The following is a 22713-nucleotide window of genomic DNA, read 5'->3' as shown; positions in this document are numbered from 1 at the left end:
CACGCCGGCCGCTTCAGCGCTGACCAATCGCCAGGATCTGCGCGATCAGCCACTGCAGCGCCGCATCGCGCTGGCGCAGGCCGAGGCTGACCACATCCAAATGGAACGGGCCCAACTCAAAGGGTAACGGGTGCAGGCTCAGCGGCAGCAGATCGGCGAAATAGCGCGCCAGGCGCGTGGGCAGCACCGCCACCAGCTCGCTACTGGCGACGATATGCGCGGCCTGCAGGTAGTTCGGCGTGGTGTAGACGATACGCCGCTCCAGACCCTGTTCGCCCAGCCACTGATCGACCATGCCGCGGGTCTGGCCGCCATGCACCCAGAGGTGACGCAGTTGCAGGAAGCGCTGCAGATCGAGCCCCTCGGCCAACTGCGGGTGCTCGCGCTGCGCCAGCAGTTGCAGGGTTTCGCTGACCCAGTGCTGGCTGTTGAATCGCGCCGGCACCTGTTCGAAGCGCCCCAGCACCAGGTCCAGCTCGCCCTTGTCCAGGGCATCGGCGGGCAGGCTCGGGCTCAGGTGCTGAATGTCGATCTGCAGCCCTGGCGCCAGTTCGGCCAGTAGCTTCAGGAGACGCGGCATGAGGATCAGCTCGACATAATCGGTCACCGCGATGCGAAAGCGCTGGCGGCTGCGGGCCGGATCGAACGGCGCGCCGTCGCTGAGGCTCTGCTCGATGTGCTGCAGGGCATCGCGAATCGGCATTTCCAGGGCCAGGGCGCGAGGCGTCGGCTGCATGCTCCGACCGACCCGCACCAGCAGCGGATCATCCAGCTGGTCACGTAGCCGACTGAGCGCGTTGCTCACCGCCGGCTGGCTCAACGACAGACGCTCGGCCGCGCGCGAGACGTTGCGCTCGCGCAGCAGGGCATCAAGGACGCGCAGCAGGTTGAGGTCAAAGGTCGATATATTCACGAGGCAAATTCAACTTATCACAAGACTAAATTTCTCAAATAGTAATGCCTTACCTAAGGTGCGTCTCTTTCTGTATCGCCATGTGGGGAAGATCGATGAGCAACAGTCCTAGCATCCAGCAAGCCGCCGTGATCGGCGCCGGCACCATGGGCCGCGGTATTGTGATGAGCCTGGCCAACGCCGGCATCCCGGTACTCTGGCTGGACAACAACCCGCAGATGCTCGAACAGGCACTGGCCAACATCGCCGACACCTGGGCGCACAACGTGCGTCAGGGCCGCATCGACGAAGCCCAGGCCGGCGCCCGGCGCACCCTGGTCAGCGCGGTGGGCGACTACGCCGCGCTGGCCGATGCCGACCTGGTGATCGAGGCGGTGTACGAGAACCTGGAGCTCAAGCAACAGATCTTCCGTACCCTCGACGGCCTGCTGAAGCCCTCGGCCATCCTCGCCAGCAACACCTCGGCACTGGATATCGACGCCATCGCCGCCGTCACCCAGCGTCCGCAACAGGTGCTCGGTCTGCACTTCTTCAGCCCGGCGCACATCATGAAACTGCTGGAAATCGTGCGCGGCGGCAAAACCGCCCCGGCCGTGCTGGACGCCGCCCTCGACCTGGGCAAGCGCATCGGCAAGATCAGCGTGGTAGCGGGTAACTGCGACGGTTTCATCGGCAACCGCATGCTCCACACCTACGTATTCGAGGCCCGCAGCATGCTCCTCGAAGGCGCCTACCCGCATCAGGTCGACGCTGCGCTGCAGGGCTTCGGCTTCGCCATGGGCCCGTTCCGCATGTATGACGTGGTCGGCATCGACCTCGAATGGCGCGCACGCGAGCTGGCCGGCAAGGGCCAGGACGTGCCGCAAGTACAGGTCGACAACCGCCTGTGCGAACTCGGCCGCTTCGGCCAGAAAGCCGGCAAGGGCTACTACAGTTATGCGCCAGGCAGCCGCCAGGCCGAGCACGATCCGGAAGTCGACGCCCTGGTGCTGCAGGTTTCCGAAAGTCTGGGCTACGACCGCCGCAGCATCGGCGCCGAGGAAATCCTCGAGCGCTGCCTGCTGGCCCTGGTTAACGAAGGGGCGAAAATCCTCGAAGAGAACATCGCCGCCAACAGCCATGACGTCGACCTGGTCTACCTCAACGGCTATGGTTTCCCCGCCGACAAGGGTGGGCCGATGAGCTGGGCCGACAGCCAGGGCGCGGCATCCATTCGCGACCGCCTGCTGCACCTGAGCGAGCGCTTTGGCGCACACTGGCAACCAGCCAAACTGATCGAGACGCTCGCCGCCAATGGCAAGCGCTTCGCCGATGTGAAGGAAGGCAACGTATGAGCTATCAAGCCCCACTGCGCGACATGCGCTTCGTGCTGCACGAACTGTTCGATGTCAGCGCCCACTGCGAGCTGCTCGGCAACGGCCTCGACCGCGAGCTGATCGACGGCGTGCTGGAAGAAGCCGCCGCCTTTACCGGCAACGAAATCGCCCCGCTCAACCGCAACAGCGATGAAGAAGGCTGCCAACTGGTCGACGGCAACGTGACCACACCCAAGGGCTTCCGCGCCGCCTACCAGCAATTCGTCGACAACGGCTGGGCGAGCATGACCGGCCCGGTCGACTTCGGCGGCCAGGGTTTCCCGCAGCTGGTGGCGTTCACCTTCCATGAAATGCTGATGGCCTCGTCGCTGTCGTTCCGCGTCTACTCGGGCCTGACCGAGGGCGCCGTACTGGCCCTGCACAAGCACGGCAGCGCGGAGCTGCAGAAGGACTACCTGGCGAAGATGGTCAGCGGCCAGTGGACCGGCACCATGTGCCTGACCGAGCCCCAGGCCGGTACCGACCTGGCCCTGCTGCGCAGCAAGGCAGAACCGCAAGCCGACGGCAGCTACAAGGTCAGCGGTAGCAAGATCTTCATCAGCGGCGGCGAGCAGGATTTCTCCGAGAACATCGTCCACCTGGTACTGGCACGCCTGCCGGATGCGCCGGCCGGGGTGAAAGGCATCAGCCTGTTCCTGGTACCCAAGTTCGTGGCCAAGGCCGACGGTTCGCTGAGCGACAAGAACGCCCTGTCCTGCGGCGCGATCGAACACAAGATGGGCATCAAGGGCGCGTCCACCTGCGTGATGAACTTCGACGGCGCCACCGGCTGGCTGATTGGCGACGCCAACCAGGGCCTGGCCTGCATGTTCACCATGATGAACGACGCGCGCTTCCAGGTTGGCCTGCAAGGTCTGGGCATCGCCGAGGCGGCGTTCCAGGGTGCCCTGCGCTATGCCCGTGAGCGCCTGCAATCGCGTGGCCTGGCCGGTGCCCAGCAACCGGAGAAAGCCGCCGACCCGATCATCGTCCACCCGGATGTGCGGCGCATGCTGCTGACCCAGAAGAGCCTGGTCGAAGGCAGCCGCATGCTCGCCGCCTACACCGCACGCCAGCTCGATCTGGAGCACGGTGCGAGCGACGCCGCCGAGCGCAAGGCCGCCAGCAAGCGCGCGGCGCTGCTGATCCCGATCGTCAAAGCCTTCTTCACCGACATGGGCCAGGAAGTCGCCAGCCACGCGGTACAGGTCTACGGCGGCCACGGTTTCATCCGCGAGTGGGGCATGGAACAACTGATGCGCGACAGCCGCATCACCCAGCTCTACGAGGGTACCAACGGCATCCAGGCACTGGACTACATCCGCCGCAAGGTGCTCGGTGATGGCGGCAGCGAGCTCAATGCGCTGATCGGCGAGTTCGCCGACCTGGCTGACCAGGCCAGCGCACGGCCGGCACTCGCCGAGCTGGGCAAGGTGGTCGGCGAGCGCCTGAACCAGTGGCGCGAGCTGAGCGCCGAAGTGATCGCCATGAGCCAGCGCGACGCCCAGGAGATCGGCGCCACCTCGGTGGACTTCCTGCAGTACTCGGCCTACGTGCTGCTGGCCGGTTTCTGGCTGCAGGCCGCCGCCAAGGCCCAGGACGCCCTGGATGCCGGCAGCAGCGAAATCGAGTTCTACCAGGCCAAGCTGCACAGCGCCGCGTTCTATGTGCGCCGCGTGCTGCCGCGCGCCAGCAGCCACCGCGAAGCCCTGTTGGGTGGCGCGGACTGCCTGATGGCGATGCCGGAAGACAGCTTCGCCTTCTGATGCGCTTTGGCGTTGAGTGCAGCGATGCCCTGCAGGTCTCTGCATGGGTATCCCTGCGCTCAACCCATCCTGCGGATTTCGCCTACCGGGGTAACCCCGATCTGACCGAGAGCCTTTGGTGAAAATAATAAAAATAGCCCTCTACGCACTCCTGCTGATCGTCGTCATTGCCGGCGGTCTGTATGCCTATTTCCTCCACGCGCCCAAGCCCGCCGCACCGGCCTTGAGCGCTACCCTGCAGCACGAGCGCATCGAACTCGGCGGCCTGCAGCGCGACTATGCGTTCTATCTCCCGGCCAAGCTGCCAGCCAACGCGCCGCTGCTGTTCGTCCTGCATGGTTCGCTGCAAACCATCGAAGACATGCGCACCTTCACCGGCTACCAGTTCGAGCGCCTGGCCGACCAGCACGGTTTCATCGTCGTCTACCCGCAGGGTTTCAAGAACAACTGGAACGACTGCCGCCGCACGGCCGACTACCCGGCGCGCACGCAGAACATCGATGACAAGGGCCTGATCGCCGCACTGATCCAGCGCTTCGCCGCACAGCATGGCGCCGACCCGCGCCGCGCCTTCCTCGCCGGCTATTCCAACGGTGGCCACCTGGGGCTGCGCATCGCCCTGGAACAACCGCAGCTGCTGGCTGGCGTCGCCGCCATCGCGGCCAACCTGCCAACCGACGACAACCTCGACTGCACGCCGTCCGGCCAGGCCGTGCCGGTGCTGTTCATGAACGGCACCCGTGACCCGGTCAACCCGTACAACGGTGGCGTCGTCACCCTGTTCGGCCTGGGCAATCGCGGCACCGTGCGCTCGTCCTACGAATCGGCGCTGTACTTCGCCAACCTGGCCGGGTATCCGCCTGCCGCCGTGCACAACAGCACCGTCTGGAGCGACCCAGACGACCGTGCCCGTCGCGTGACGCTCGACCAGTGGCAAACCGGTGACCGTGCCGAAGTGGCACTGTATTCGCTGATCGGCGGCGGCCACCTGATTCCCCAGGCGCAGTTCCGTGCTCCGCGCCTGCTCGGCCCGACCCTGTCCGGCTTTGCCGGCCCACAGGTGATCTGGGACTTCTTCGCCCGCCAGCGCCCTGTGCCGGCGCAGCCCTAATCGTCCGGAGGTATAGCCATGCAACCCTTCAGTTTCGCCACTACCGCGCAAATCCTCTGTGAATCCGGCTCGGCCGTACGCCTGGCCGAACTGTGCCGCGAGCGCGGCGCCCAGCGCGTGCTGATCGTCACCGACCCGGGCATCACCCGCTTCGGCCTGCTCAATGGCGTGCTGCCGGGCTTCGCCAGCGCCGGTTTGAACGTCGAGGTGTTCGACCAGGTGGTGGCCGACCCGCCGGAGGCCATCGTCCTCAATGCCGTGGAACGTGCCCGCGCGCTCGAAGCGCAATTGGTGATCGGCTTCGGTGGCGGCAGTTCGATGGACGTCGCCAAGCTGGTCGCCCTGCTCGCCCACCCGAGCTGCGCGCAGTCGCTCAAGGACATCTACGGCGTGGGCAATGCCAAGGGCCAGCGCCTGCCGCTGATCCAAGTACCGACCACTGCCGGCACTGGTTCGGAAGTCACCCAGATCGCCATCATCACCACCGGTGAAACCACCAAGATGGGTGTGGTCTCGCCGCTGCTGCTGCCGGACCTGGCCGTGCTCGACGCCGACCTGACCCTCGGCCTGCCGCCGGCCGTGACCGCGGCCACCGGCATCGACGCCATGGTGCATGCCATCGAGGCCTACACCAGCAAGATCAAGAAGAACCCGCTGTCCGACCTGCTGGCCCGCGAGGCCCTGCGCCTGCTTGCCGCCAACCTCGACCAGGCGGTGCACAACGGCCAGAACCGCGAGGCGCGCCAAGCCATGCTGCTCGGCGCCCTGCTCGCCGGCCAGGCCTTCGCCAACTCGCCGTGCGCGGCGGTACACGCGCTGGCCTACCCGCTGGGCGGGCACTTCCACATTCCCCACGGCCTGAGCAACGCCCTGGTGCTGCCGCACGTGCTGCGCTTCAACGCGCCGCTGGCGATGCCGCTGTATGCCGAACTGGCCCCGCTGATCCTCGGCGAGCGCCTGCAGCCAGGTGACGCGCAGAGCCTGTGCGAGCAGTTCATCAGCGAGCTGGCGGCACTCAACCAGCGCTGTGGCCTGCCGTCGCGCCTGCGTGACGCCGAGGTGCCAGAAAACATGCTCGAACAGATGGCCAGCGACGCCATGCTGCAGCAGCGCCTGCTGGTGAATAACCCACGCGAAGTCAGCGAAGCCGACGCCCTGGCGATCTACCGCGCCGCGTACTGAGTAGGGGGGGGCGCGCATCATCGATCCACCGAGCGTGACCGAAGGTGGATGTATAGAGCGACATCCACCCTACGGAGCTGCCCCCCTCTCCCTCCGGGAGAGGGCCAGGGTGAGGGAAAGCGAGTTGCCCGCAGCCCCTTCCCTCCCCCGCAGGGAGAGGGGTGACCTGACCAATAACCCGCAATACAGCCCACGAATCAAACTATCCCGCGCACCGGCCAGGCCTTAGGGTGGTACGCAAGCAAGACGAGAGCAGAGCATGAGCCAGCCCGAACACCTGCGCAGCGACTACGCGCACTTCCAGCCGATCACCACGCGCTGGCACGACAACGACGTCTATGGTCACGTCAACAACGTGGTCTATTACGGCTTCTTCGACAGCGCGGTGAACACCTACCTGATCGAAGTCGGTGGCCTGGATATCCACGACGGCGACGTAGTCGGCTTCGTGGTCAGCTCGTCGTGCGACTACTTCGCCTCCATCGCATTCCCCGAGCGCATCGAGGTCGGCCTGCGGGTCGGCAAACTGGGCAACAGTTCAGTGCAGTACGAGCTGGCCATCTTCAAGGCCGGTGAAGAGCAGGCCTGCGCCGCCGGCCGCTTCGTCCACGTGTTCGTCGACCGCGCGAGCAATCGTCCGGTAAGCATTCCCGACAACCTGCGCACGGCGCTCGCCCGCCTGCTGCGCGACTGATCAAAAACAACAGCTGAGGAATCCGTCATGCAAGACGCCGTCATCGTCTCCACCGCCCGCACCCCGATCGCCAAGGCCTTCCGCGGCGCCTTCAACGACCTCAAGTCGCCGTCCATGGCCGCCGTCGCCATCCGTGCCGCGGTCGAGCGCTCCGGCATCGAGCCGGGCGAAATCGAAGACCTGGTGATGGGCACCGCCATGCAGGGCGGCACCGCCTCGACCAACCTGGCGCGCCTGTCGCTGCTGGCCGCCGGCCTGCCGCTGACCGTCAGCGGGCAGACCATCGACCGCCAGTGCGCCTCCGGCCTGATGGCCATCTCCATCGCCGCCAAGCAGATCATGGTCGACGGCATGGCCGTTACCGTCGGCGCTGGCCAGGAGCAGATCAGCCTGGTGCAGAACACCCACATGAAGTGGACTGCCGCCGACTACGATCCGGCCGTGGTGAAGATGGCCGAAAACGCCTACATGCCGATGCTGCAGACCGCCGAAATCGTCGCCAAACGCTACAACATCAGCCGCGAAGCCCAGGACGCCTACTCCCTGCAATCGCAGCAACGCACCGCCGCCGCCCAAGCCGCCGGCCTGTTCGCCAATGAAATCGTTCCGGTCAGCGCACGCAAGAAACTGGTCGACAAGGAAACCGGCGCGGTGACGTTCGAAGACGTCACCCTGAGCATCGACGAAGGCAACCGCCCGCAAACCGTGCTGGGCGACCTGAGCAAGCTCAAACCAGTCATCGAAGGCGGCTGCATCACCGCCGGTAACGCCAGCCAACTGTCCGACGGCGCCAGCGCCAGCGTGCTGATGAGCGGCTCCCTGGCCGCCCAGCGCGGCATCCAGCCGCTGGGCCTGTACCGCGGCATCGCCGTAGCCGGTCTGGCTCCGGAAGAAATGGGTATCGGCCCGGTGTTCGCCGTACCGAAACTGCTCAAGCAGCATGGCCTGACCGTCGACGATATCGGCCTGTGGGAGCTCAACGAAGCCTTCGCCTGCCAGGTGCTGTACAGCGCGCAGAAACTCGGCATCGACCCGGCCAAGCTGAACGTCAACGGTGGCGCCATCTCCATCGGCCACCCGTACGGCATGAGCGGTGCGCGCATGGTCGGTCACGCCCTGCTGGAAGGTAAGCGTCGTGGCGTGAAGTACGTGGTGATCACCATGTGCGTCGGCGGCGGCATGGGTGCTGCAGGTCTGTTCGAAGTGCTGTAAGCACGACTTCGCAACGACTACAAAACGGAGGCTTCGGCCTCCGTTTTTGTTTGTGCGCCAGAGTCGCGCGGGCGCCCTTCCGGGACGGCGACTATAGTCAGATCGCACGGCAAGGTCGTAGCCGCCCAAAGCCATTTACTCAGGAGTTCAGGTATGCGAATCGTAGCGACCCTTGTATGCGCACTCTTACTTTCCCCGACCCTGCCATCGCTGGCATTTGCCGGTTCGGATTGCAAAGACGCAGGCAGCGCAAGTGACGTCAGAGATTGCCTTCGAGATCAGGACAGCGATCAAAAAGGCAAAGGCAATTGCAATGAGAAGGGCAATTGCGACAAGGCAAAGGGTAAAAGCAAAGATGATTACGACAACGATGATTACCTGATCAATTGCCACGAGATCAACAGCCTCACCCTGCGTCGTGAGTGCCTTGATAAACGCCGGGACTGAACTCCTGCTGGCAACGGCTACACGGCGACTCCGCTCACCTGAAAGAGTCGCCGGCTAGCCCCAAGCCGGCATGCAATAGAGGGCAGCGCCGAGCTGCCATGCCTCAGCAGCCCCTCCTCCCTCGTCCATCAAAGCTCTTTCGGGGCTCTCTCACTCAGCACCCGCAACGCCGTCACCCACTGCGGATGTTCGTTAAGGCACGGCACCAGCACCAGTTCCTCACCACCCGCTTGCTGGAACTGCTCCTGGCCACGCATGCCGATCTCTTCCAGGGTTTCGATGCAGTCGGCGACGAACGCCGGGCACATCACCAGCAGCTTTTTCACCCCGGCCTTGCCCAGTTCGTCGAGGCGCGCCTCGGTGTAGGGCTCGATCCACTTGGCGCGGCCCAGGCGCGACTGGAACGACACCGACCACTGACCCGGCTGCAAGCCAGCGCGCTCGGCGAACAGTTCGGCGCTGCGCAGGCACTGGGCGCGGTAGCAGGTGGCAAGCACCTGTAGCGAAGCCGTCTTGCAGCAATCGGCACCTTTGAGGCAATGACCGCCGGGGTCGAGTTTATGCAGATGGCGCTCGGGCAGGCCGTGGAAACTCAGCAGCAGATGATCGAAGCCTTGCGCCAGGTGTGGCTGGGCGCTGGCGACCAGGGCATCGAGGTATTCCGGCTGTTCGAAGAACGGCGGCAGGATTGCCAGTTGCAGGGGCAACTGCTGGTCGCGCAGCACGCGCTTGGCTTCCTCGATCACCGTGGTTGTGGTGCTGTCGGCGAACTGCGGATACAGCGGCGCCAGGGTCACCCGCTTGACACCCTGCGCGGCCAGGCGCAGCAGCGCCTTCTCGATCGACAGCTCGCCATAACGCATCGCCAGGTCGACCGGGCCGTGCCGCCACAACGGCGCCATCGCCTGCTGCAGGCGCTGGCTGAGTACCACCAGCGGCGAGCCTTCCGGCCACCAGATCGAGGCGTAGGCGTGCGCCGACTGCGCCGGGCGCTTGATCAGGATCAGCGACACCAGCAGACGACGGATCGGCCAGGGCAGGTCGATCACATAGGGGTCCATCAGGAACTGGTTGAGATAACGACGCACATCGGCCACCGAAGTGGAGGCCGGCGAACCGAGGTTGACCAACAGCAATGCGTGATCTGTCATGCAGCGTCCTTGAGGATGTCGGCCAGGGCCGCATCGATAGCGGTAAAACGAAATACGTAGCCAGCCTGCTCGGCGCGCACCGGCAAGGCCTTCTGCCCGCCGAGCAGCAGGCCGGACAATTCGCCCAGGCCAACCTTCAGCAGCAAGCCCGGCAGCGGCAACAACGCCGGGCGATGCAGTGCCCGGCCCAAGGCGGTGGCGAAGGCCTTGTTGCGCACCGGCTGCGGCGCGCAGGCATTATAAGGACCGCGAGCGGTCTCCTGCCGCAAGAGAAAATCGATCAGGCCGATTTCATCCTGCAGGTGAATCCAGGGCATCCACTGCCGGCCATTGCCGATCGGCCCGCCCAGCCCCAGTTTGAACGGCAGCAACAGGCGCGACAAAAAGCCGCCCTTTGGCGCCAGTACCAAGCCGGTGCGCAGCAGCACCACGCGGATACCCTGTTCCTCGGCGCGCAGCGCGGTCTCTTCCCAGGCACCACACAGCTGGGCGGCATAGTCCTCGACCACCGGAGGCGTGTCCTCATGCAGCTCGCGCTCGCCCGCATCGCCATACCAGCCCACGGCCGAGCCAGAGATCAGCAGCGCCGGCTTCTGCTCGCGCGTCTCCAGCCAGGCCAGCAATTGCTCGGTCAGACCGATACGACTGGCCCACAGCAGCGCCTTGCGCTTGTGCGTCCAGGGCCGCTCGGCAATCGGCGCACCGGCCAGGTTGATCACGGCATCCAGCGGGCCATCGCCGTAGTCCTGCAGGCTGCCGATACCGCGCACCGCCGCACCACACAGAGCGGCTACCTGCTGCGGGGTGCGGCTCCACACCGTCAGCTGATGCCCCTGCGCCAGCCAGTGCCGGCACAACGCGCGCCCGATCAAACCTGTACCGCCGGTCAGCAAGATGTGCATGACGTCCTCCTTGCGTGGCGTGAAGCGCCAGACTCACCCTAGTCTGAGTCATGAAGTCCATTCGTGCCTTGCCTGCTCCCAGCCAGCGTCGCAGTTTTAGCAGGACGGTGATTTGAACCGATAAAAATTGTACATACAAATAGATTTGTACAATAAAAGTCAGCATCGTAGCCTGTACCCAAGGACACGAGGTAGACCATGAACGCACCCATCGCCATCATCGGCACCGGCCTGGCAGGACTCTCCGCCGCCCAGGCGCTGCATGCTGCCGGCCTGGAGATCGTACTGTTCGACAAGAGCCGTGGCAGCGGCGGGCGGATGGCCAGCAAGCGCAGCGAGGCCGGCTCGCTGGACCTTGGCGCGCAGTACTTCACCGCCCGCGACCGCCGTTTCGTCGAAGTGGTCCAGCAGTGGCAAGCTCGCGGCTGGGTCGCCGAATGGGACCCGCAGCTCTACCACTGCAACGAAAACGGCCTCAGCTCCTCGCCCGACGAGCAGGTGCGCTGGGTCGGCACGCCGCGCATGAGCGCCATCACCCGCGCCATGCTCGGCGCCTTGCCGGTGCATTTCAGCTGCCGCATCACCGAGGTGTTTCGCGGTGAGCACTACTGGGAATTGCAGGATGCCGAAGGCCAGAGCCACGGCCCGTTCAGCAGCGTGATCATCGCCACCCCCGCGCCACAAGCGGCCGGCCTGCTCAGCGCCGCACCGAAACTCGCCAGCGCCGCCGCCAGCGTGGTGATGGAGCCGACCTGGGCCGTCGCCCTGGGCTTTGCCACGCCACTGGAGACCCGCGTAGAAGGCTGCTTCGTGCGCGGCAGCCCGCTCGACTGGCTGGCACGCAACCGCAGCAAACCGGGGCGCGACAACAGCCTGGATACCTGGGTGCTGCACGCCAGCAGCAGCTGGAGCCGGCAGCACCTGGACCTGCCCAAGGAAGCGGTGATCGAGCAACTGCATGGCGCCTTCGCCGAACTGATCGGCTGCCCCCTGCCTGCCCCCGCTTTCAGCCTGGCGCACCGCTGGCTCTATGCGCGTCCGGCCAGCGCCCACGAATGGGGCGCCCTCGCCGATGCCGACCTGGGCCTCTACGCCTGCGGCGACTGGTGCCTGTCCGGCCGGGTAGAAGGCGCCTGGCTGAGCGGCCAGGAAACCGCCCGCCGTCTGCTTGAGCACCGCCAATGAGCGACCGGACGCGGCTCAACCCGCGCAAGCTGCTGCTGTCGAAATGGACCGCGCGCCAACCGCAGAACCGCGAGAAACACTTCCTCGTCAGCGAGCTGTTCTGCGACGAGGAAGGCGTGGTGCTGCAGATCGAACTGCAGGCCGTGCTCACCCAGCGCAGCGAGCGCCTCGACTGGCGCGACCTGCAGGACGGCACGCGCTGGCAGATGGGCTGGAAGTAGCCATCCTGTGGGACAATGCCCGCCCCGCCCAGTGAACCGCTCGCCATGCCACACAAGCCCAGTCGTCCCGCCCAACCTGCCAAGCCCGGTGAAAGCCAGGCGTTGCTGCATCCGCGCAATCGCCATCAGGGCCGCTACGACTTCCCCAAGCTGATCGCCAGCAGCCCGGAACTGGGCGAGTTCGTCATCCTCAACCCCTACGGCAAGCAGAGCATCGACTTCGCCAACCCCGAGGCGGTACGGGTGTTCAACCGCGCCCTGTTGCGCCAACTGTATGGCATCGCCCACTGGGACATTCCGCCCGGCTACCTGTGCCCGCCGATCCCCGGCCGCGCCGATTACGTGCACGGCCTGGCCGACCTGCTGGCGGCGGAGAATGGCGGCGCAATCCCACGCGGCAAGGCGATCCGGGCGCTGGATATTGGCACCGGTGCCAGCTGCATCTACCCGCTGCTCGGCCATAGCGACTATGGCTGGGGCTTTCTCGGCGCGGACATCGACGACACCGCCCTGGCCTCGGCCCGCACCATCATTCAGGCCAACGGCCTGAGCGAGGCCATCGAACTGCGCCAGCAACAGCAGCGCGGGCAGATATTCAAAGGCCTGTTGCAGGAAGGCGAGCGCTTCGAGCTGACCCTGTGCAACCCGCCCTTCCATGCCAGCGCCGAAGAGGCCGCCAGCGGCAGCCGACGCAAGTGGAAGAACCTCGGCAAACTCGACCCCGCACGCAAACTGCCGGTGCTCAACTTCGGCGGGCAGAGCGCCGAGCTGTGGTGCACCGGTGGCGAAGCCAGCTTTCTCAAACGCATGGTCAACGAAAGCGCCGGCGTGGCCAGCCAGGTACTGTGGTTCAGCAGCCTGGTATCCAAGGCCAGCAATGTGTCGACTACCGAAGCCCTGCTGAAGAAAGTGGGCGCCGTGGACGTGCGCAGCGTGGCGATGGCCCAGGGCAACAAGCAGAGCCGCTTCCTTGCCTGGACCTTCCATACGCCCGAGCAACGTGCGACCTGGTTGCGCGAGCGCAGCGCGGGCTGAGGCCATGCCGTTCAGCCTGCTGGCCGCCTGCGAGTACCGCGAGGAGATCCGCAAAAGCCGCTTCCTCGCCCTCGCCGCGCCCATCACCAGCGCCGAGCAGGCCCAGGCCTTTATCGAGACCCACAGCGACCGCAGTGCCTCGCATAACTGCTGGGCCTGGAAGTGCGGCAACCAATACCGCTTCAACGACGATGGCGAACCGGGCGGCACCGCCGGCCGACCGATACTCGCGGCCATCGAAGGCCAGGATTGCGATCAGGTGGTGGTGCTGGTGATCCGCTGGTACGGCGGCATCCAGCTCGGCACCGGCGGCCTGGCTCGCGCCTATGGCGGCAGCGCGGCCAAGTGCCTGCAGGGTGGTGAACGAGTCGCCCTGGTGCAACGGGTACAGGCGCGCTGCCATGTGCCATTCGCCGACCTGGCGCGGGTCAAGGCCCGCCTGGGCGACTGGCAGATGGTCATCGAACAGGAAACCTTCGACGCCGACGGCGCGTTGCTACAGCTGGCGCTGCCGACCGAGTGCTTCGACGAAGCGACACGCCAATTGGCGGATCTTGGGCGTGGGCGGATTCAGCTGGAGCTGGTGCCCTAGAAGCCCAGCTTCGGGGCATGCCGGATAGGCAATAGTGTGTGAGCCGGTTTTTTGTCGCGATGTTCAGCTGATTTCAGAGTGTTCCACAGCCTCTGGTTTCGCCCTCCCGGGCGACTCACTTTTTCCAAGCGCGGAAAAAGTAAGCAAAAACGCTATGCCCCTGCATCCGGCCCTGCGCTTCGCTCCGGGTTCGTTCGCTCCATCGCCGTTCCAGGGGCCCGCCGCGAAGGGCCATCCCTGGCCCATCGCGGCTCTCGCGGCATCCATGCCGCTCAACCCCTTACACAACGATTCCGCTCACCCTCCTGACGGGGCGTTTGGTGGTGCCTGGAAGCTCGCGCTAAACAAATAGAGCAAAGAGCACTCAAACAACTCGGAGCTCGATCTCCATCAGAAACCCGGATGTCGGGAGCGCTTTCTCTTTGGTTTCTTTCTCTGCGTGCAAAGAGATACGGAGCGAAGCGGAGTAACAGCCGTAGGCTGGCCCGAAGGGTGAGCGAAGCGAATCAAGTGACTCGTCCGGGAGGGCGAAATCCGAACACTCAGAAAACTCGGTAATAGGCTTGTCGCCCGGCTAACTCCGCGTCAGGCAAATCACACCGGATTGCCTATCCAGCGTGCAACCCTACATCGCCCATTCCTGCACCACCATGTGCGTCTTCACTCGCTGCATGCCGGGGTAGTTCTCGATCTCGCCGCGGATCTCGGCCAGGCGCGCCATGCTCGGCGCCTCCACCAGCACCAGCATGTCGGTCTCGCCGCTGATGCCGCAGCACTGGCGGATTTCCGGAAAGGCACGCATACGCTCGACGTAGTCCTGGCAGCGGCTGTCCTTGTAGAACAGCTCGAGAAAGGCGCGCACCGCCGCCCCCTGCGGGCTGGCCACCCGCGCGTGGTAGCCCTGGATCACCCCGCCCTGCTCCAGCTGGCGAATCCGTTCACCTACCGCCGAGCGCGACAGGTTGACCTCGCGGGCGATCTGGCTGACAGAGGTGCGGGCGTCCTGGCGCAGTAGGGCGATGATTTGGTGATCGAACTTGTCCACGGTGTTCTCGACAACAAGCAGTTTGACGGGCGATTCCGCCAGTTTGCCGGTCATCGGCGGCGACCTGGCAGCAGCGATGGCAGCGCCAGCCGCTTAACATGGCGGGATTGCAAAGAAGCCGCGAGCATACAACATGAGTCGTCTGAACAAGGAGTTGGGCCTGCTGCAGGGAATCGGGCTGCTCAGCACCTCTCTCCTCGGCACCGGCATTTTCGTGGTACCGGCGCTGGCGGCCACCGCTGCCGGCAGCGCCTCGCTGTGGGCCTGGCTGATCCTCATCGTGCTGGTGTTGCCGGTGGCCTTCACCTTCGCCCAGTTGGGCAAGCGTTTCCCTCACGCCGGTGGTGCGCCGCACCTGATCGGCCGCGCCTTCGGCCCGCGCATGGAGCGCTTGATCGCCTTCCTGTTTCTCGCTGTGCTGCCGGTCGGTTTGCCGGCGGCACTGAATATCGCCACCGGTTTCTGGCAAGCCGTGCTGCCCATCGGCCGCGGTGAAGCACTGCTGATCCAGTTCGCCACCCTCGGCGCCATGCTCCTACTCGGCCAACGCCCGGCACGCGCCTCGGGCGTGGTGCAGGGGCTGATCGCCCTGGCCATCATTGGCACGGTGGCGCTGGTCTGGTGGGTCGGCGACCTGCCGTTGCACAGCCAGCCGCTGCTGCCACCCATCAGCGGTTCCTGGCACCTGCTGCCGGCGGCGCTGGGGGTGATGTTCTGGTGCTTCGTCGGCATCGAGGCTTTCACCCACCTGGGTGAAGAGTTCAAGCACCCGCAGCGCGACTTCCCCCTCGCCCTGCTGCTCGGCGTGCTGCTGGCCGGCCTGATCTACTGGGCGTTCTCGGTGGCGGTGTTGAGCTTCAACGTGTACGGCGATGTGCACAGCGATGCCGCTTCGCTGCCACGCCTGATGGATCTGCTGCTGGGCGAAAAAGCCCGCTGGCTGGTGGCGCTGGTCGGCTACCTGGCCTGCTTCGCCTCGATGAACGTCTATGTACAGGGCTTCGCCCGGCTGATCTGGAGCCTGGCCGACGAAGGCAAGCTGCCGACGCCACTGGCTCAGCGCAACCGCCATGGCGTACCGGCCAAGGCGCTGCTGCTGGTGATCCTCTGCTGCTGCCTGTGCACCGCGCTGGCCGGGGTGCTGCAGCTGTCGGTGGATGACCTGATCCGCTACGCCAACGGCAACTTCATCCTGGTCTACCTGCTCAGCATGGCCGCCGGCTGGGTGCTGCTGCAGGGCATCTGGCGCCTGATCGCGGGCTTCAGCACCCTGCTCTGCGCCCTGGTGTTGGTGATGCTCGGCGGTGAAGCGCTGTATGCCCTCGGGCTACTGGCCGCGCTAGCGTTGTGTGGTTACGCACAGCAGCGCTGGAGCACACGCGGCAAGCAGGCTGTTTGACCCTGGGGCGCCACGGAGCTGATTGCCGACAGCGCGATTTTTTGGCAGAACGACGCAGGTCGCCCGGCTATCCTGTAGCTCAAGCCACGACAAGGACCGCCCATGCGCCGCATCCTCCGCGACCTGAAAATCATGCTCCTGACCAACCTGTGGATCGTGCCGGTGCTGGCCGCCCTGGTTGGCGCGCTGTTCTACTTCGCCGCCCCGCCGCCACCGATGCACGCGCGCATGGCTACCGGCGCGGTCGGTGGCGGTTATCACGCCTTCGGTGAGCGCCTGCGCGCCGAGCTGGAGCAGCAGGGTTTCACCCTGGAGCTGGTGCAAAGCCAGGGCTCGCAGGACAACCTGGCCAAGCTGAAAAGCGGCGAAGTCGAGCTGGCCCTGGTGCAGAGCGGCCAGGAGCTGACCCTGGCCGACAAGGAACGGGAGGCGCTCAATGGCCTCGGCGTGATGTACCGCGAACCGCTGTGGCTGTTCACCAGCAAGAAAGTGAAATTCCAGCGCCTGGCCGACCTGCTGAAACTGCGCCTGGCCGTGGGCGGGGCCGACAGCGGCACCCAGGCCGTCACTGCCGCGCTGTTCGCCGCCAACCGTATCGACGCCGCGCACTACCCCAAACAGTGGCAGCAGCTCGGTGGCAGTCGCGCGGCCGATGCGCTGCTCGCCGGCGAGCTGGATGCCGCGTTCTTCGTCGGCCCGGCGGAGAACCCGCTGATCCAGCGCCTGGCTGCCGAACCCACGCTGCGCCTGGTCAGCCTGCGGCGCACCGCCGCCTACCTCGCCCGCCTGCCCTACCTGAGCCAGCTCGAAGTCGGCGAAGGCATGCTCGACATGGCGCAGAACACCCCCGAGCAGGACATCGTCACCCTCGGCCCGGTGGCCACCCTGGTGTCCGGTGAAAGCTTCCACCCCTCGCTCACCCCGCTGATTCTCGAGGCGGCGAAAACCGTGCTGAAAAACGGCAGCCTGCTCGACCTGGCTGGCAGCTACCCGGCACCACCACCCCTGTCGCTGCACACCCTGGACGAGGCCGATTACTACTACAAGAAGGGCCTGCCGATCCTGCAGCGCTACCTGCCGTTTCGCATCGCCTCGCTGGCCGACCGCTACATCATCCTGGCCATCCCACTGTTGGTATTGCTGTTCCCGCTGTTCAAGGCCATCGGGCCGATCTACCAATGGCGCATCCGCGCGCGCATCTACCGCTGGTACAAGCACTTGCGCGAAATCGACCAGCTGCTCTACAAGGGCAAGCTGAATGGCGACATAGAGGCCGAGATCTCCCGTCTGGAGAAACTGGAAGATGAACTGGCGCGGGTCGAGGTGCCGCTGTCCTATTCCAGCGAGCTGTACGAACTGCACATGCACCTGCGCTACATGATCGAACGCCTGCAGGCCTACCAGCGGCGCACGACTGCAGGGGCATCCATACCCGCCTCTAGTTGATCCATTATTTGCCCCGGGTTAGCGGCCGCCTTTCAGCTCCGCTCCAGAGCCAGCTTCTATTAAGAGCTGATCAGGATGACGAGTGACACGGGGATGTGCCATATGGACGCACTGCACAAGAACAGCGCTGGTTACGCCAGCAACGCCAAGGAGCACAGATGAGTTTTCTGATGACGGCACTGGAGCGGCGCCCCCTGGCGCAAAAATTCGCCCTGGCATTTGTTGCCCTGCTATTGATTGCCGCAGGTTTGGCCATTGAAGGCCTACTGAGCCAACGCAGCTTGAGCCGCGACCTGCACGCGCTGTATGAAAAGGAACTACTGGGGATCTCCAGCGCCCGAGAGGCCCAAGTCAATTACATCCTGATTGGGCGCCATCTACGCCAGGCAGTACTTGCTCCTGACGCGAGCGCTCGCCAGGAGGCACTGGCCCTGCTGGCTCAGACACGCAGCGCAGTACCCCAGGCTATCGCTGAACTGCGCCCACGGATTCTCGTGGAAGAGGATCACAGGACCCTGGCGGAGTTCGAGGCGGCGTTTACCGTCTACATCCGCGACGTCGACAAGGCCGTTACCCTGCTGCAACTGGACAAGCCTGGTGATGCACGGGCCATTGTCACCTCAGCTGAACTGCAGAACGCCGGGCTGGCAACCAATGCCGCACTGAACGAGGTCGTAAACACCAAGGAAAGCCGGGCCAAGGCCACGGTCTCGGCCGCCGTAGAGCACGCGGAGCAAAGCGAGGTGCTGTCTCTACTGCTGCTGCTCGCGGGGATCGCCACGGTCATTGCGCTGACCCTGGTGGTTGCGCGCTCCATCCTGCGGCCAACCGAGCGCATTCGCACCGCTGTAGAACAGCTGGCGGCCGGCCAATTGGCACACGTGGTGCCGCATACCGACTACCCCAACGAAACCGGAGACCTGGCACGCGCCATCACGGTCCTGCAAGCCGGTGCGCAAACCATGGAGATGCAGCGCTGGATCAAAATGCACCAGGCCACCCTGGCCAGTCAGTTGCAGGCTGCCGACAGCTTCAGCGATCTGGCCAGCTGTTTTCTTTCCGGCATAGCGCCCTTGCTGACGCTCGGCCACGGCGCCGTTTACATCCATGAGGAAGAACAGCGCCGCATCCGCTTGCTGGGCAGTTATGCCGGCTCCGACCAGCAGCATCTTGATCAGTACTTCAATCTGGGCCAGGGGCTGGTCGGCCAGAGTGCACTGGAGCGCCAGCGCATCATTCTCAGCCAGCCGCCCGCCGACTACCTGCGCATTCGTTCCAGCCTGGGCGAAGGCGCACCGCGCAGCATTGCCATCCTCCCGGTCCTGCGCGGCGAACGCCTGCTGGCGGTGATCGAACTAGCCACCATCGACAACTTTGGCCACCGCGAACAGGCGCTGCTCGACGAAGTGCTGCCGACCCTGGCCATGAATATCGAGATCCTCGAGCGCCAGGCCAAAGCCCGGGCGTTGCTGGAGGAAACCCAGCGCCAGGCCAGCAAGATGGAGCGCCAGGCCAACCAGCTTGAAGCGCAAACCGTGGAACTGGAGGCGCAGCAGGCCGCGCTCCAGGCCACCGAGGTCTGGTACCGCGGCATCATTGAGTCGGCACCCGACGGCATGCTGGTTATCGACATGCACGGCAAGCTGGTCATGGCCAACAGCCAGATTGATGCCATGTTTGGCTATGCCCCCGGCGAACTGATCGGCCAGCCGATCGAAGTGCTGGTACCCCACGCGATACGCGGCGCGCATGTTGCGCTGCGTGACGGTTTTATCGGTGAGGGCGGCACCCGGCGAATGGGCATGAGTGGCCATGACCTGCGCGGCACACGCAAGGACGGCAGCGAGTTCTCCGTCGAAGTTGGCCTGGCACGCCTGCCCGCGCTAGGCGGCCAGCAACATTGCGTGTGCGCCTCGGTGCGCGATGTCACGGAGCGCAAGGTCGCGGCAGATCGTCTCGCGGCGCTGGAAGAACGCAGCCGCCTGATCCTCGCCTCGGTCAATGACGGCATTATCGGCCTGGATGCCGACGGCATGATGACCTTCGCCAACCCCGCAGCGCCGGCGATGCTGGGCTTCGAGGCCGACGAGATGGTCGGCAAATCGCTGCACGCGCTGATCCACCACCACTATGCCGACGGTCGCGAATTCCCGCGCGATGAGTGCTCGATGTACCTGACGAGTATCGATGGCCAGGCGCGCACCGTGGACAACGAAGTACTGTGGCGCAAGGATGGCAGCGCCTTCCCGGTCGAGTATTCGACAACCCCCATCCACAAGGATGACGCCCTGGTGGGTTCGGTCGTCGTCTTCCGCGACATTACCGAACGCAAAGACGCAGCCGAGCGCCTGACCCGCGCCAACTTCCTCTCGGACATCGCCCTGGAGCTGACCGGCTGTGGCTACTGGCAGGTGGACTACCAGGACCCGGGCTATTACCTCCAGTCGGAGCGGGCAGCACGCATTCTCGGCGAACCGCTCAAGCCTGATGGCCGCTATCACTTGCAAGACGAGTGGTTTGCCCGCCTGGAAGAGGCCGATGCCGAGAGCGCGGCACTCGCTGCAGAGCGCTACCAGGGGGCGATCGAGGGGCGCTATGAGTTCTACGATGCCACCTATGCCTATAAACGCCCCATCGACGGCCGCATCGTATGGATTCATGCCAACGGCAAACTGATACGCGATGCCAGCGGCAATGCCCGCTATATGTACGGTGCCTATCAGGACATCACCGAGCGCAAGGCGGCCGAAATGGCCATCCGCCAGGCCAAGGAGATTGCCGAGGAAGCGACCAAGGCCAAGAGCGACTTCCTGGCCAATATGAGCCACGAAATCCGTACCCCGATGAACGCCATCATCGGCATGTCCCACCTGGCCCTGCAAACAGCACTGGACAAGAAACAGCGCAACTACATCGAGAAAGTGCATCGCTCGGGCGAGAACCTGCTCGGCATCATCAACGACATCCTCGACTTCTCGAAAATCGAGGCCGGCAAGATGTCGATGGAAAGCATCGAGTTCCGCCTTGAGGATGTCATGGACAACCTGGCCAATCTGGTCGGCATGAAGACCGAGGACAAGGGCCTGGAGTTACTCTTCAGCGCTGCGGCGGATGTACCGACCGCACTGATTGGCGACCCCTTGCGACTGGGCCAGGTGCTGATCAACCTCGGCAACAATGCGGCCAAGTTCACCAGTACCGGAGAGGTGGTGATCGGCGTGGAAAGAATCGCCGAGGAAGCAGGCGAGGTAGCGCTGCACTTCTGGGTCAGGGATACCGGCATCGGCATGACGCCCGAGCAATGCGCCAAAATGTTCCAGTCCTTCAGCCAGGCGGACGCCTCGACCACGCGCAAATATGGTGGCACGGGCCTTGGCCTGGTTATTTCGAAGAATCTGGTTGAACTGATGCAAGGCCAGATCTGGGTCGAGAGCGAAGTTGGCCAAGGCTCCACCTTTCACTTCAATGCCCGCTTCGGCCTGCAGGCCGAACCCATGCCCCGCCGTATGTTCCGTGCCGACGAACTGTTTGGCTTGCGCGTACTGGTGGTCGACGACAATGCCTCGGCGCGAGAAATACTCTCCACCATGGCCGACTCTTTCGGGCTTGAAGTCGACGCCGCCTGGGACGGCGCCCAGGCACTGCACATGATCATGGCGGCGGAAAAACAGGAACTGCCTTACGACCTCGTCCTGATGGACTGGAAGATGCCCGGCATGGATGGGGTCGAAACGATTCATCGCCTGCAGAACGAACAGCTCAGCAGGACGCCAGCCGTCATCATGGTCACCGCTTATGGCCGCGAGGACGCACTCAGTTCGGCCGAAAACCGCGGCGTTGCGCTCAAAACCGTACTGACCAAACCCGTGACCTCATCGACCCTGCTCGAAGCCATAGGCGACGCGCTTGGCAAGGGCTTCATCGCCGAGACCCGCGCCAACGAGAAAACGGAAAACCATGACGAGGCCATCGCCAGGTTAAAGGGTGCCCGCGTGCTGCTGGTGGAAGACAACGACATGAACCAGGAGCTGGCCATGGAGCTCCTCAGCCAAGCCGGCATAACAGTTGTACTGGCCAATAACGGCCAGGAGGCGCTCGATATACTGGCCAACGACCAGGGCTTTGATGGCGTGCTGATGGATTGCCAGATGCCCGTCATGGATGGCTACACGGCCACCCGCGAAATCCGTAGGCAACCTGCCCATCAGACCTTGCCCATCATCGCCATGACCGCCAACGCCATGGCGGGCGACAAGGAAAAAGTCATCGAAGCCGGGATGTGGGACCACATCGCCAAGCCGCTCAATGTGGGTGAAATGTTTGCCACCCTGGCCAAGTGGATAAAGCCGAACGTCAGCGCTGACCACCCAGCGACTCACACTGCGACATCGAGCCAGACCGATGACGAATTGCCGGCCCTGCCCGGTATCAATATCCAGGCCGGCATGGCCACGACCATGAACAATGCCAAGCTCTACCGCCGCATGCTGAGCAAGTTTCGCGACAGCCAGGGCAGGTTCGCCGAGCTGTTCGCTGCCGCGCAGCTTGATGCCGACCCGCAGGCCGCCACCCGTGCGGCTCACACGCTGCGGGGCACGGCCGGCAATATCGGCGCCAAGGCCGTCGAGGCGGCAGCCGCTGAGCTCGAGCGGGCCTGCAATGACCAAGCACCCGCAGAGAAGATCGGTGAACTGCTGGAGCATCTGCTGGCCGAGTTGACGCCACTCATCGAGGGTTTACACAGCGTCGGCGCAACCGACAAACCACCCGTCGTACAAGGCGAAGCCATGCCCGCGGCAGAACTCAAAACCAGGCTCTCGCAGTTGCAAAAACTGCTGGAAGATAGCGACGCGCAAGCCAGCGAACTGCTGGATAGGTTGATGGAGAAAGCCAAAGGCAGTGCCTTGGAGCAATCCCTGAGACCGGTCGCCATTGCCATCGAAAGCTATGATTTCGACGCGGCACTGGAGCGGTTAACGGCAATTGTGTGGGCGTGACCAACATCAGCTGAGCCAAGCCCTGCGTTAAAGGCAAACAACGAACCCCGGAGAGGCGCC

At 64.6% G+C, this 22713-nt stretch carries 18 protein-coding genes; 14 read left to right on the top strand and 4 right to left on the bottom strand.

Annotated features, from left to right (window positions below; all coding sequences use genetic code 11):
* Window positions 1-13: 13 nt before the first annotated feature.
* A complete protein-coding gene (locus H3H51_RS11960; protein ID WP_183089258.1) occupies window positions 14-913 on the bottom strand; it encodes a LysR family transcriptional regulator in 900 nt (299 codons plus the stop codon).
* Between the two features lie 95 nt (window positions 914-1008).
* Here H3H51_RS11960 and H3H51_RS11955 point away from each other — a divergent pair, with 95 nt between their 5' ends.
* The 7 genes from H3H51_RS11955 to H3H51_RS11925 all read left to right on the top strand — a co-directional run bounded on the left by H3H51_RS11955 (window position 1009) and on the right by H3H51_RS11925 (window position 8680).
* Window positions 1009-2247, top strand: coding sequence for a 3-hydroxyacyl-CoA dehydrogenase (locus H3H51_RS11955; RefSeq protein ID WP_183089257.1), 1239 nt, complete (start codon window positions 1009-1011; stop codon window positions 2245-2247).
* Window positions 2244-4034 (top strand): acyl-CoA dehydrogenase C-terminal domain-containing protein, encoded by a 1791-nt coding sequence (locus H3H51_RS11950; protein WP_183089256.1) that lies wholly within the window; start codon window positions 2244-2246, stop codon window positions 4032-4034. Before H3H51_RS11955 ends, H3H51_RS11950 begins: the two co-directional genes overlap by 4 nt.
* Before the next feature lie 118 nt (window positions 4035-4152).
* The gene (locus H3H51_RS11945; protein WP_183089255.1) at window positions 4153-5145 is read left to right on the top strand and encodes an alpha/beta hydrolase family esterase; all 993 of its coding nucleotides are present in this window, start codon (window positions 4153-4155) and stop codon (window positions 5143-5145) included.
* Between the two features lie 18 nt (window positions 5146-5163).
* The gene (locus H3H51_RS11940) at window positions 5164-6327 is read left to right on the top strand and encodes an iron-containing alcohol dehydrogenase (protein WP_183089254.1); all 1164 of its coding nucleotides are present in this window, start codon (window positions 5164-5166) and stop codon (window positions 6325-6327) included.
* A gap of 259 nt (window positions 6328-6586) precedes the next feature.
* Window positions 6587-7021, top strand: coding sequence for an acyl-CoA thioesterase (locus H3H51_RS11935; RefSeq protein WP_183089253.1), 435 nt, complete (start codon window positions 6587-6589; stop codon window positions 7019-7021).
* Window positions 7022-7048: 27 nt separating this feature from the next.
* A complete protein-coding gene (locus tag H3H51_RS11930; RefSeq protein WP_183089252.1) occupies window positions 7049-8233 on the top strand; it encodes an acetyl-CoA C-acyltransferase in 1185 nt (394 codons plus the stop codon).
* A 153-nt stretch (window positions 8234-8386) separates the two neighbouring features.
* Complete coding sequence (locus H3H51_RS11925; protein ID WP_183089251.1) at window positions 8387-8680, top strand: hypothetical protein; 294 nt, start codon at window positions 8387-8389, stop codon at window positions 8678-8680.
* 128 nt (window positions 8681-8808) lie between these two features.
* Here the strand turns inward: H3H51_RS11925 and H3H51_RS11920 are convergent, their stop codons facing one another.
* Together H3H51_RS11920 and H3H51_RS11915 are read right to left on the bottom strand one after the other, a co-directional pair.
* Window positions 8809-9831, bottom strand: coding sequence for a ferrochelatase (locus H3H51_RS11920; protein WP_183089250.1), 1023 nt, complete (start codon window positions 9829-9831; stop codon window positions 8809-8811).
* Window positions 9828-10733 carry a TIGR01777 family oxidoreductase gene (locus H3H51_RS11915; RefSeq protein ID WP_183089249.1) on the bottom strand — a complete coding sequence of 302 codons (906 nt, stop codon included), beginning with the start codon at window positions 10731-10733 and terminating at the stop codon, window positions 9828-9830. The genes H3H51_RS11920 and H3H51_RS11915 overlap by 4 nt, the downstream gene beginning before the upstream one ends.
* A gap of 198 nt (window positions 10734-10931) precedes the next feature.
* Between H3H51_RS11915 and H3H51_RS11910 the strand changes: the two genes are divergently transcribed.
* Genes H3H51_RS11910 through H3H51_RS11895 form a run of 4 tightly spaced genes read left to right on the top strand, consistent with a single transcriptional unit; the run spans window position 10932 to window position 13766 of the window.
* Window positions 10932-11918, top strand: coding sequence for an NAD(P)/FAD-dependent oxidoreductase (locus H3H51_RS11910; protein ID WP_183089248.1), 987 nt, complete (start codon window positions 10932-10934; stop codon window positions 11916-11918).
* A complete protein-coding gene (locus tag H3H51_RS11905; RefSeq protein ID WP_183089247.1) occupies window positions 11915-12139 on the top strand; it encodes a TIGR02450 family Trp-rich protein in 225 nt (74 codons plus the stop codon). Before H3H51_RS11910 ends, H3H51_RS11905 begins: the two co-directional genes overlap by 4 nt.
* Window positions 12140-12184: 45 nt before the next feature.
* Window positions 12185-13174 (top strand): 23S rRNA (adenine(1618)-N(6))-methyltransferase RlmF, encoded by a 990-nt coding sequence (gene rlmF / locus H3H51_RS11900; RefSeq protein ID WP_183089246.1) that lies wholly within the window; start codon window positions 12185-12187, stop codon window positions 13172-13174.
* Between the two features lie 4 nt (window positions 13175-13178).
* A complete protein-coding gene (locus H3H51_RS11895; RefSeq protein WP_183089245.1) occupies window positions 13179-13766 on the top strand; it encodes an IMPACT family protein in 588 nt (195 codons plus the stop codon).
* Window positions 13767-14391: 625 nt separating this feature from the next.
* Here H3H51_RS11895 and H3H51_RS11890 read toward each other — a convergent pair.
* Complete coding sequence (locus tag H3H51_RS11890; protein WP_183089361.1) at window positions 14392-14811, bottom strand: Lrp/AsnC family transcriptional regulator; 420 nt, start codon at window positions 14809-14811, stop codon at window positions 14392-14394.
* Window positions 14812-14944: 133 nt separating this feature from the next.
* On the opposite strand from H3H51_RS11890, the gene yjeH reads away from it, so the two are divergent.
* From yjeH to H3H51_RS11875, 3 genes are all read left to right on the top strand, one after another.
* Window positions 14945-16210 carry an L-methionine/branched-chain amino acid transporter gene (gene yjeH / locus H3H51_RS11885; RefSeq protein ID WP_183089244.1) on the top strand — a complete coding sequence of 422 codons (1266 nt, stop codon included), beginning with the start codon at window positions 14945-14947 and terminating at the stop codon, window positions 16208-16210.
* 102 nt (window positions 16211-16312) lie between these two features.
* Window positions 16313-17656: a TAXI family TRAP transporter solute-binding subunit gene (locus H3H51_RS11880; protein WP_183089243.1), complete on the top strand. Its 1344-nt coding sequence runs from the start codon at window positions 16313-16315 to the stop codon at window positions 17654-17656.
* A gap of 158 nt (window positions 17657-17814) precedes the next feature.
* The gene (locus tag H3H51_RS11875; protein ID WP_183089242.1) at window positions 17815-22653 is read left to right on the top strand and encodes a PAS domain S-box protein; all 4839 of its coding nucleotides are present in this window, start codon (window positions 17815-17817) and stop codon (window positions 22651-22653) included.
* The last annotated feature ends 60 nt before the right edge of the window (window positions 22654-22713 follow it).

Origin of the sequence: Aquipseudomonas ullengensis, from assembly GCF_014174475.1 — a bacterium.
Classification (GTDB): Bacteria; Pseudomonadota; Gammaproteobacteria; order Pseudomonadales; family Pseudomonadaceae; genus Aquipseudomonas; species Aquipseudomonas ullengensis.
This window is presented reverse-complemented; position numbering and strand designations above follow the sequence as displayed.

Coding starts and splice junctions, on each gene's coding strand:
- H3H51_RS11935 (WP_183089253.1), top strand. CDS start 6,587: ATGAGCCAGCCCGAACACCTGCGCAGCGACTACGCGCACTTCCAGCCG.
- H3H51_RS11950 (WP_183089256.1), top strand. CDS start 2,244: ATGAGCTATCAAGCCCCACTGCGCGACATGCGCTTCGTGCTGCACGAA.
- H3H51_RS11955 (WP_183089257.1), top strand. CDS start 1,009: ATGAGCAACAGTCCTAGCATCCAGCAAGCCGCCGTGATCGGCGCCGGC.
- H3H51_RS11925 (WP_183089251.1), top strand. CDS start 8,387: ATGCGAATCGTAGCGACCCTTGTATGCGCACTCTTACTTTCCCCGACC.
- yjeH (WP_183089244.1), top strand. CDS start 14,945: ATGAGTCGTCTGAACAAGGAGTTGGGCCTGCTGCAGGGAATCGGGCTG.
- H3H51_RS11905 (WP_183089247.1), top strand. CDS start 11,915: ATGAGCGACCGGACGCGGCTCAACCCGCGCAAGCTGCTGCTGTCGAAA.
- H3H51_RS11880 (WP_183089243.1), top strand. CDS start 16,313: ATGCGCCGCATCCTCCGCGACCTGAAAATCATGCTCCTGACCAACCTG.
- H3H51_RS11930 (WP_183089252.1), top strand. CDS start 7,049: ATGCAAGACGCCGTCATCGTCTCCACCGCCCGCACCCCGATCGCCAAG.
- H3H51_RS11875 (WP_183089242.1), top strand. CDS start 17,815: ATGAGTTTTCTGATGACGGCACTGGAGCGGCGCCCCCTGGCGCAAAAA.
- H3H51_RS11915 (WP_183089249.1), bottom strand. CDS start 10,733: ATGCACATCTTGCTGACCGGCGGTACAGGTTTGATCGGGCGCGCGTTG.
- H3H51_RS11940 (WP_183089254.1), top strand. CDS start 5,164: ATGCAACCCTTCAGTTTCGCCACTACCGCGCAAATCCTCTGTGAATCC.
- rlmF (WP_183089246.1), top strand. CDS start 12,185: ATGCCACACAAGCCCAGTCGTCCCGCCCAACCTGCCAAGCCCGGTGAA.
- H3H51_RS11895 (WP_183089245.1), top strand. CDS start 13,179: ATGCCGTTCAGCCTGCTGGCCGCCTGCGAGTACCGCGAGGAGATCCGC.
- H3H51_RS11910 (WP_183089248.1), top strand. CDS start 10,932: ATGAACGCACCCATCGCCATCATCGGCACCGGCCTGGCAGGACTCTCC.
- H3H51_RS11920 (WP_183089250.1), bottom strand. CDS start 9,831: ATGACAGATCACGCATTGCTGTTGGTCAACCTCGGTTCGCCGGCCTCC.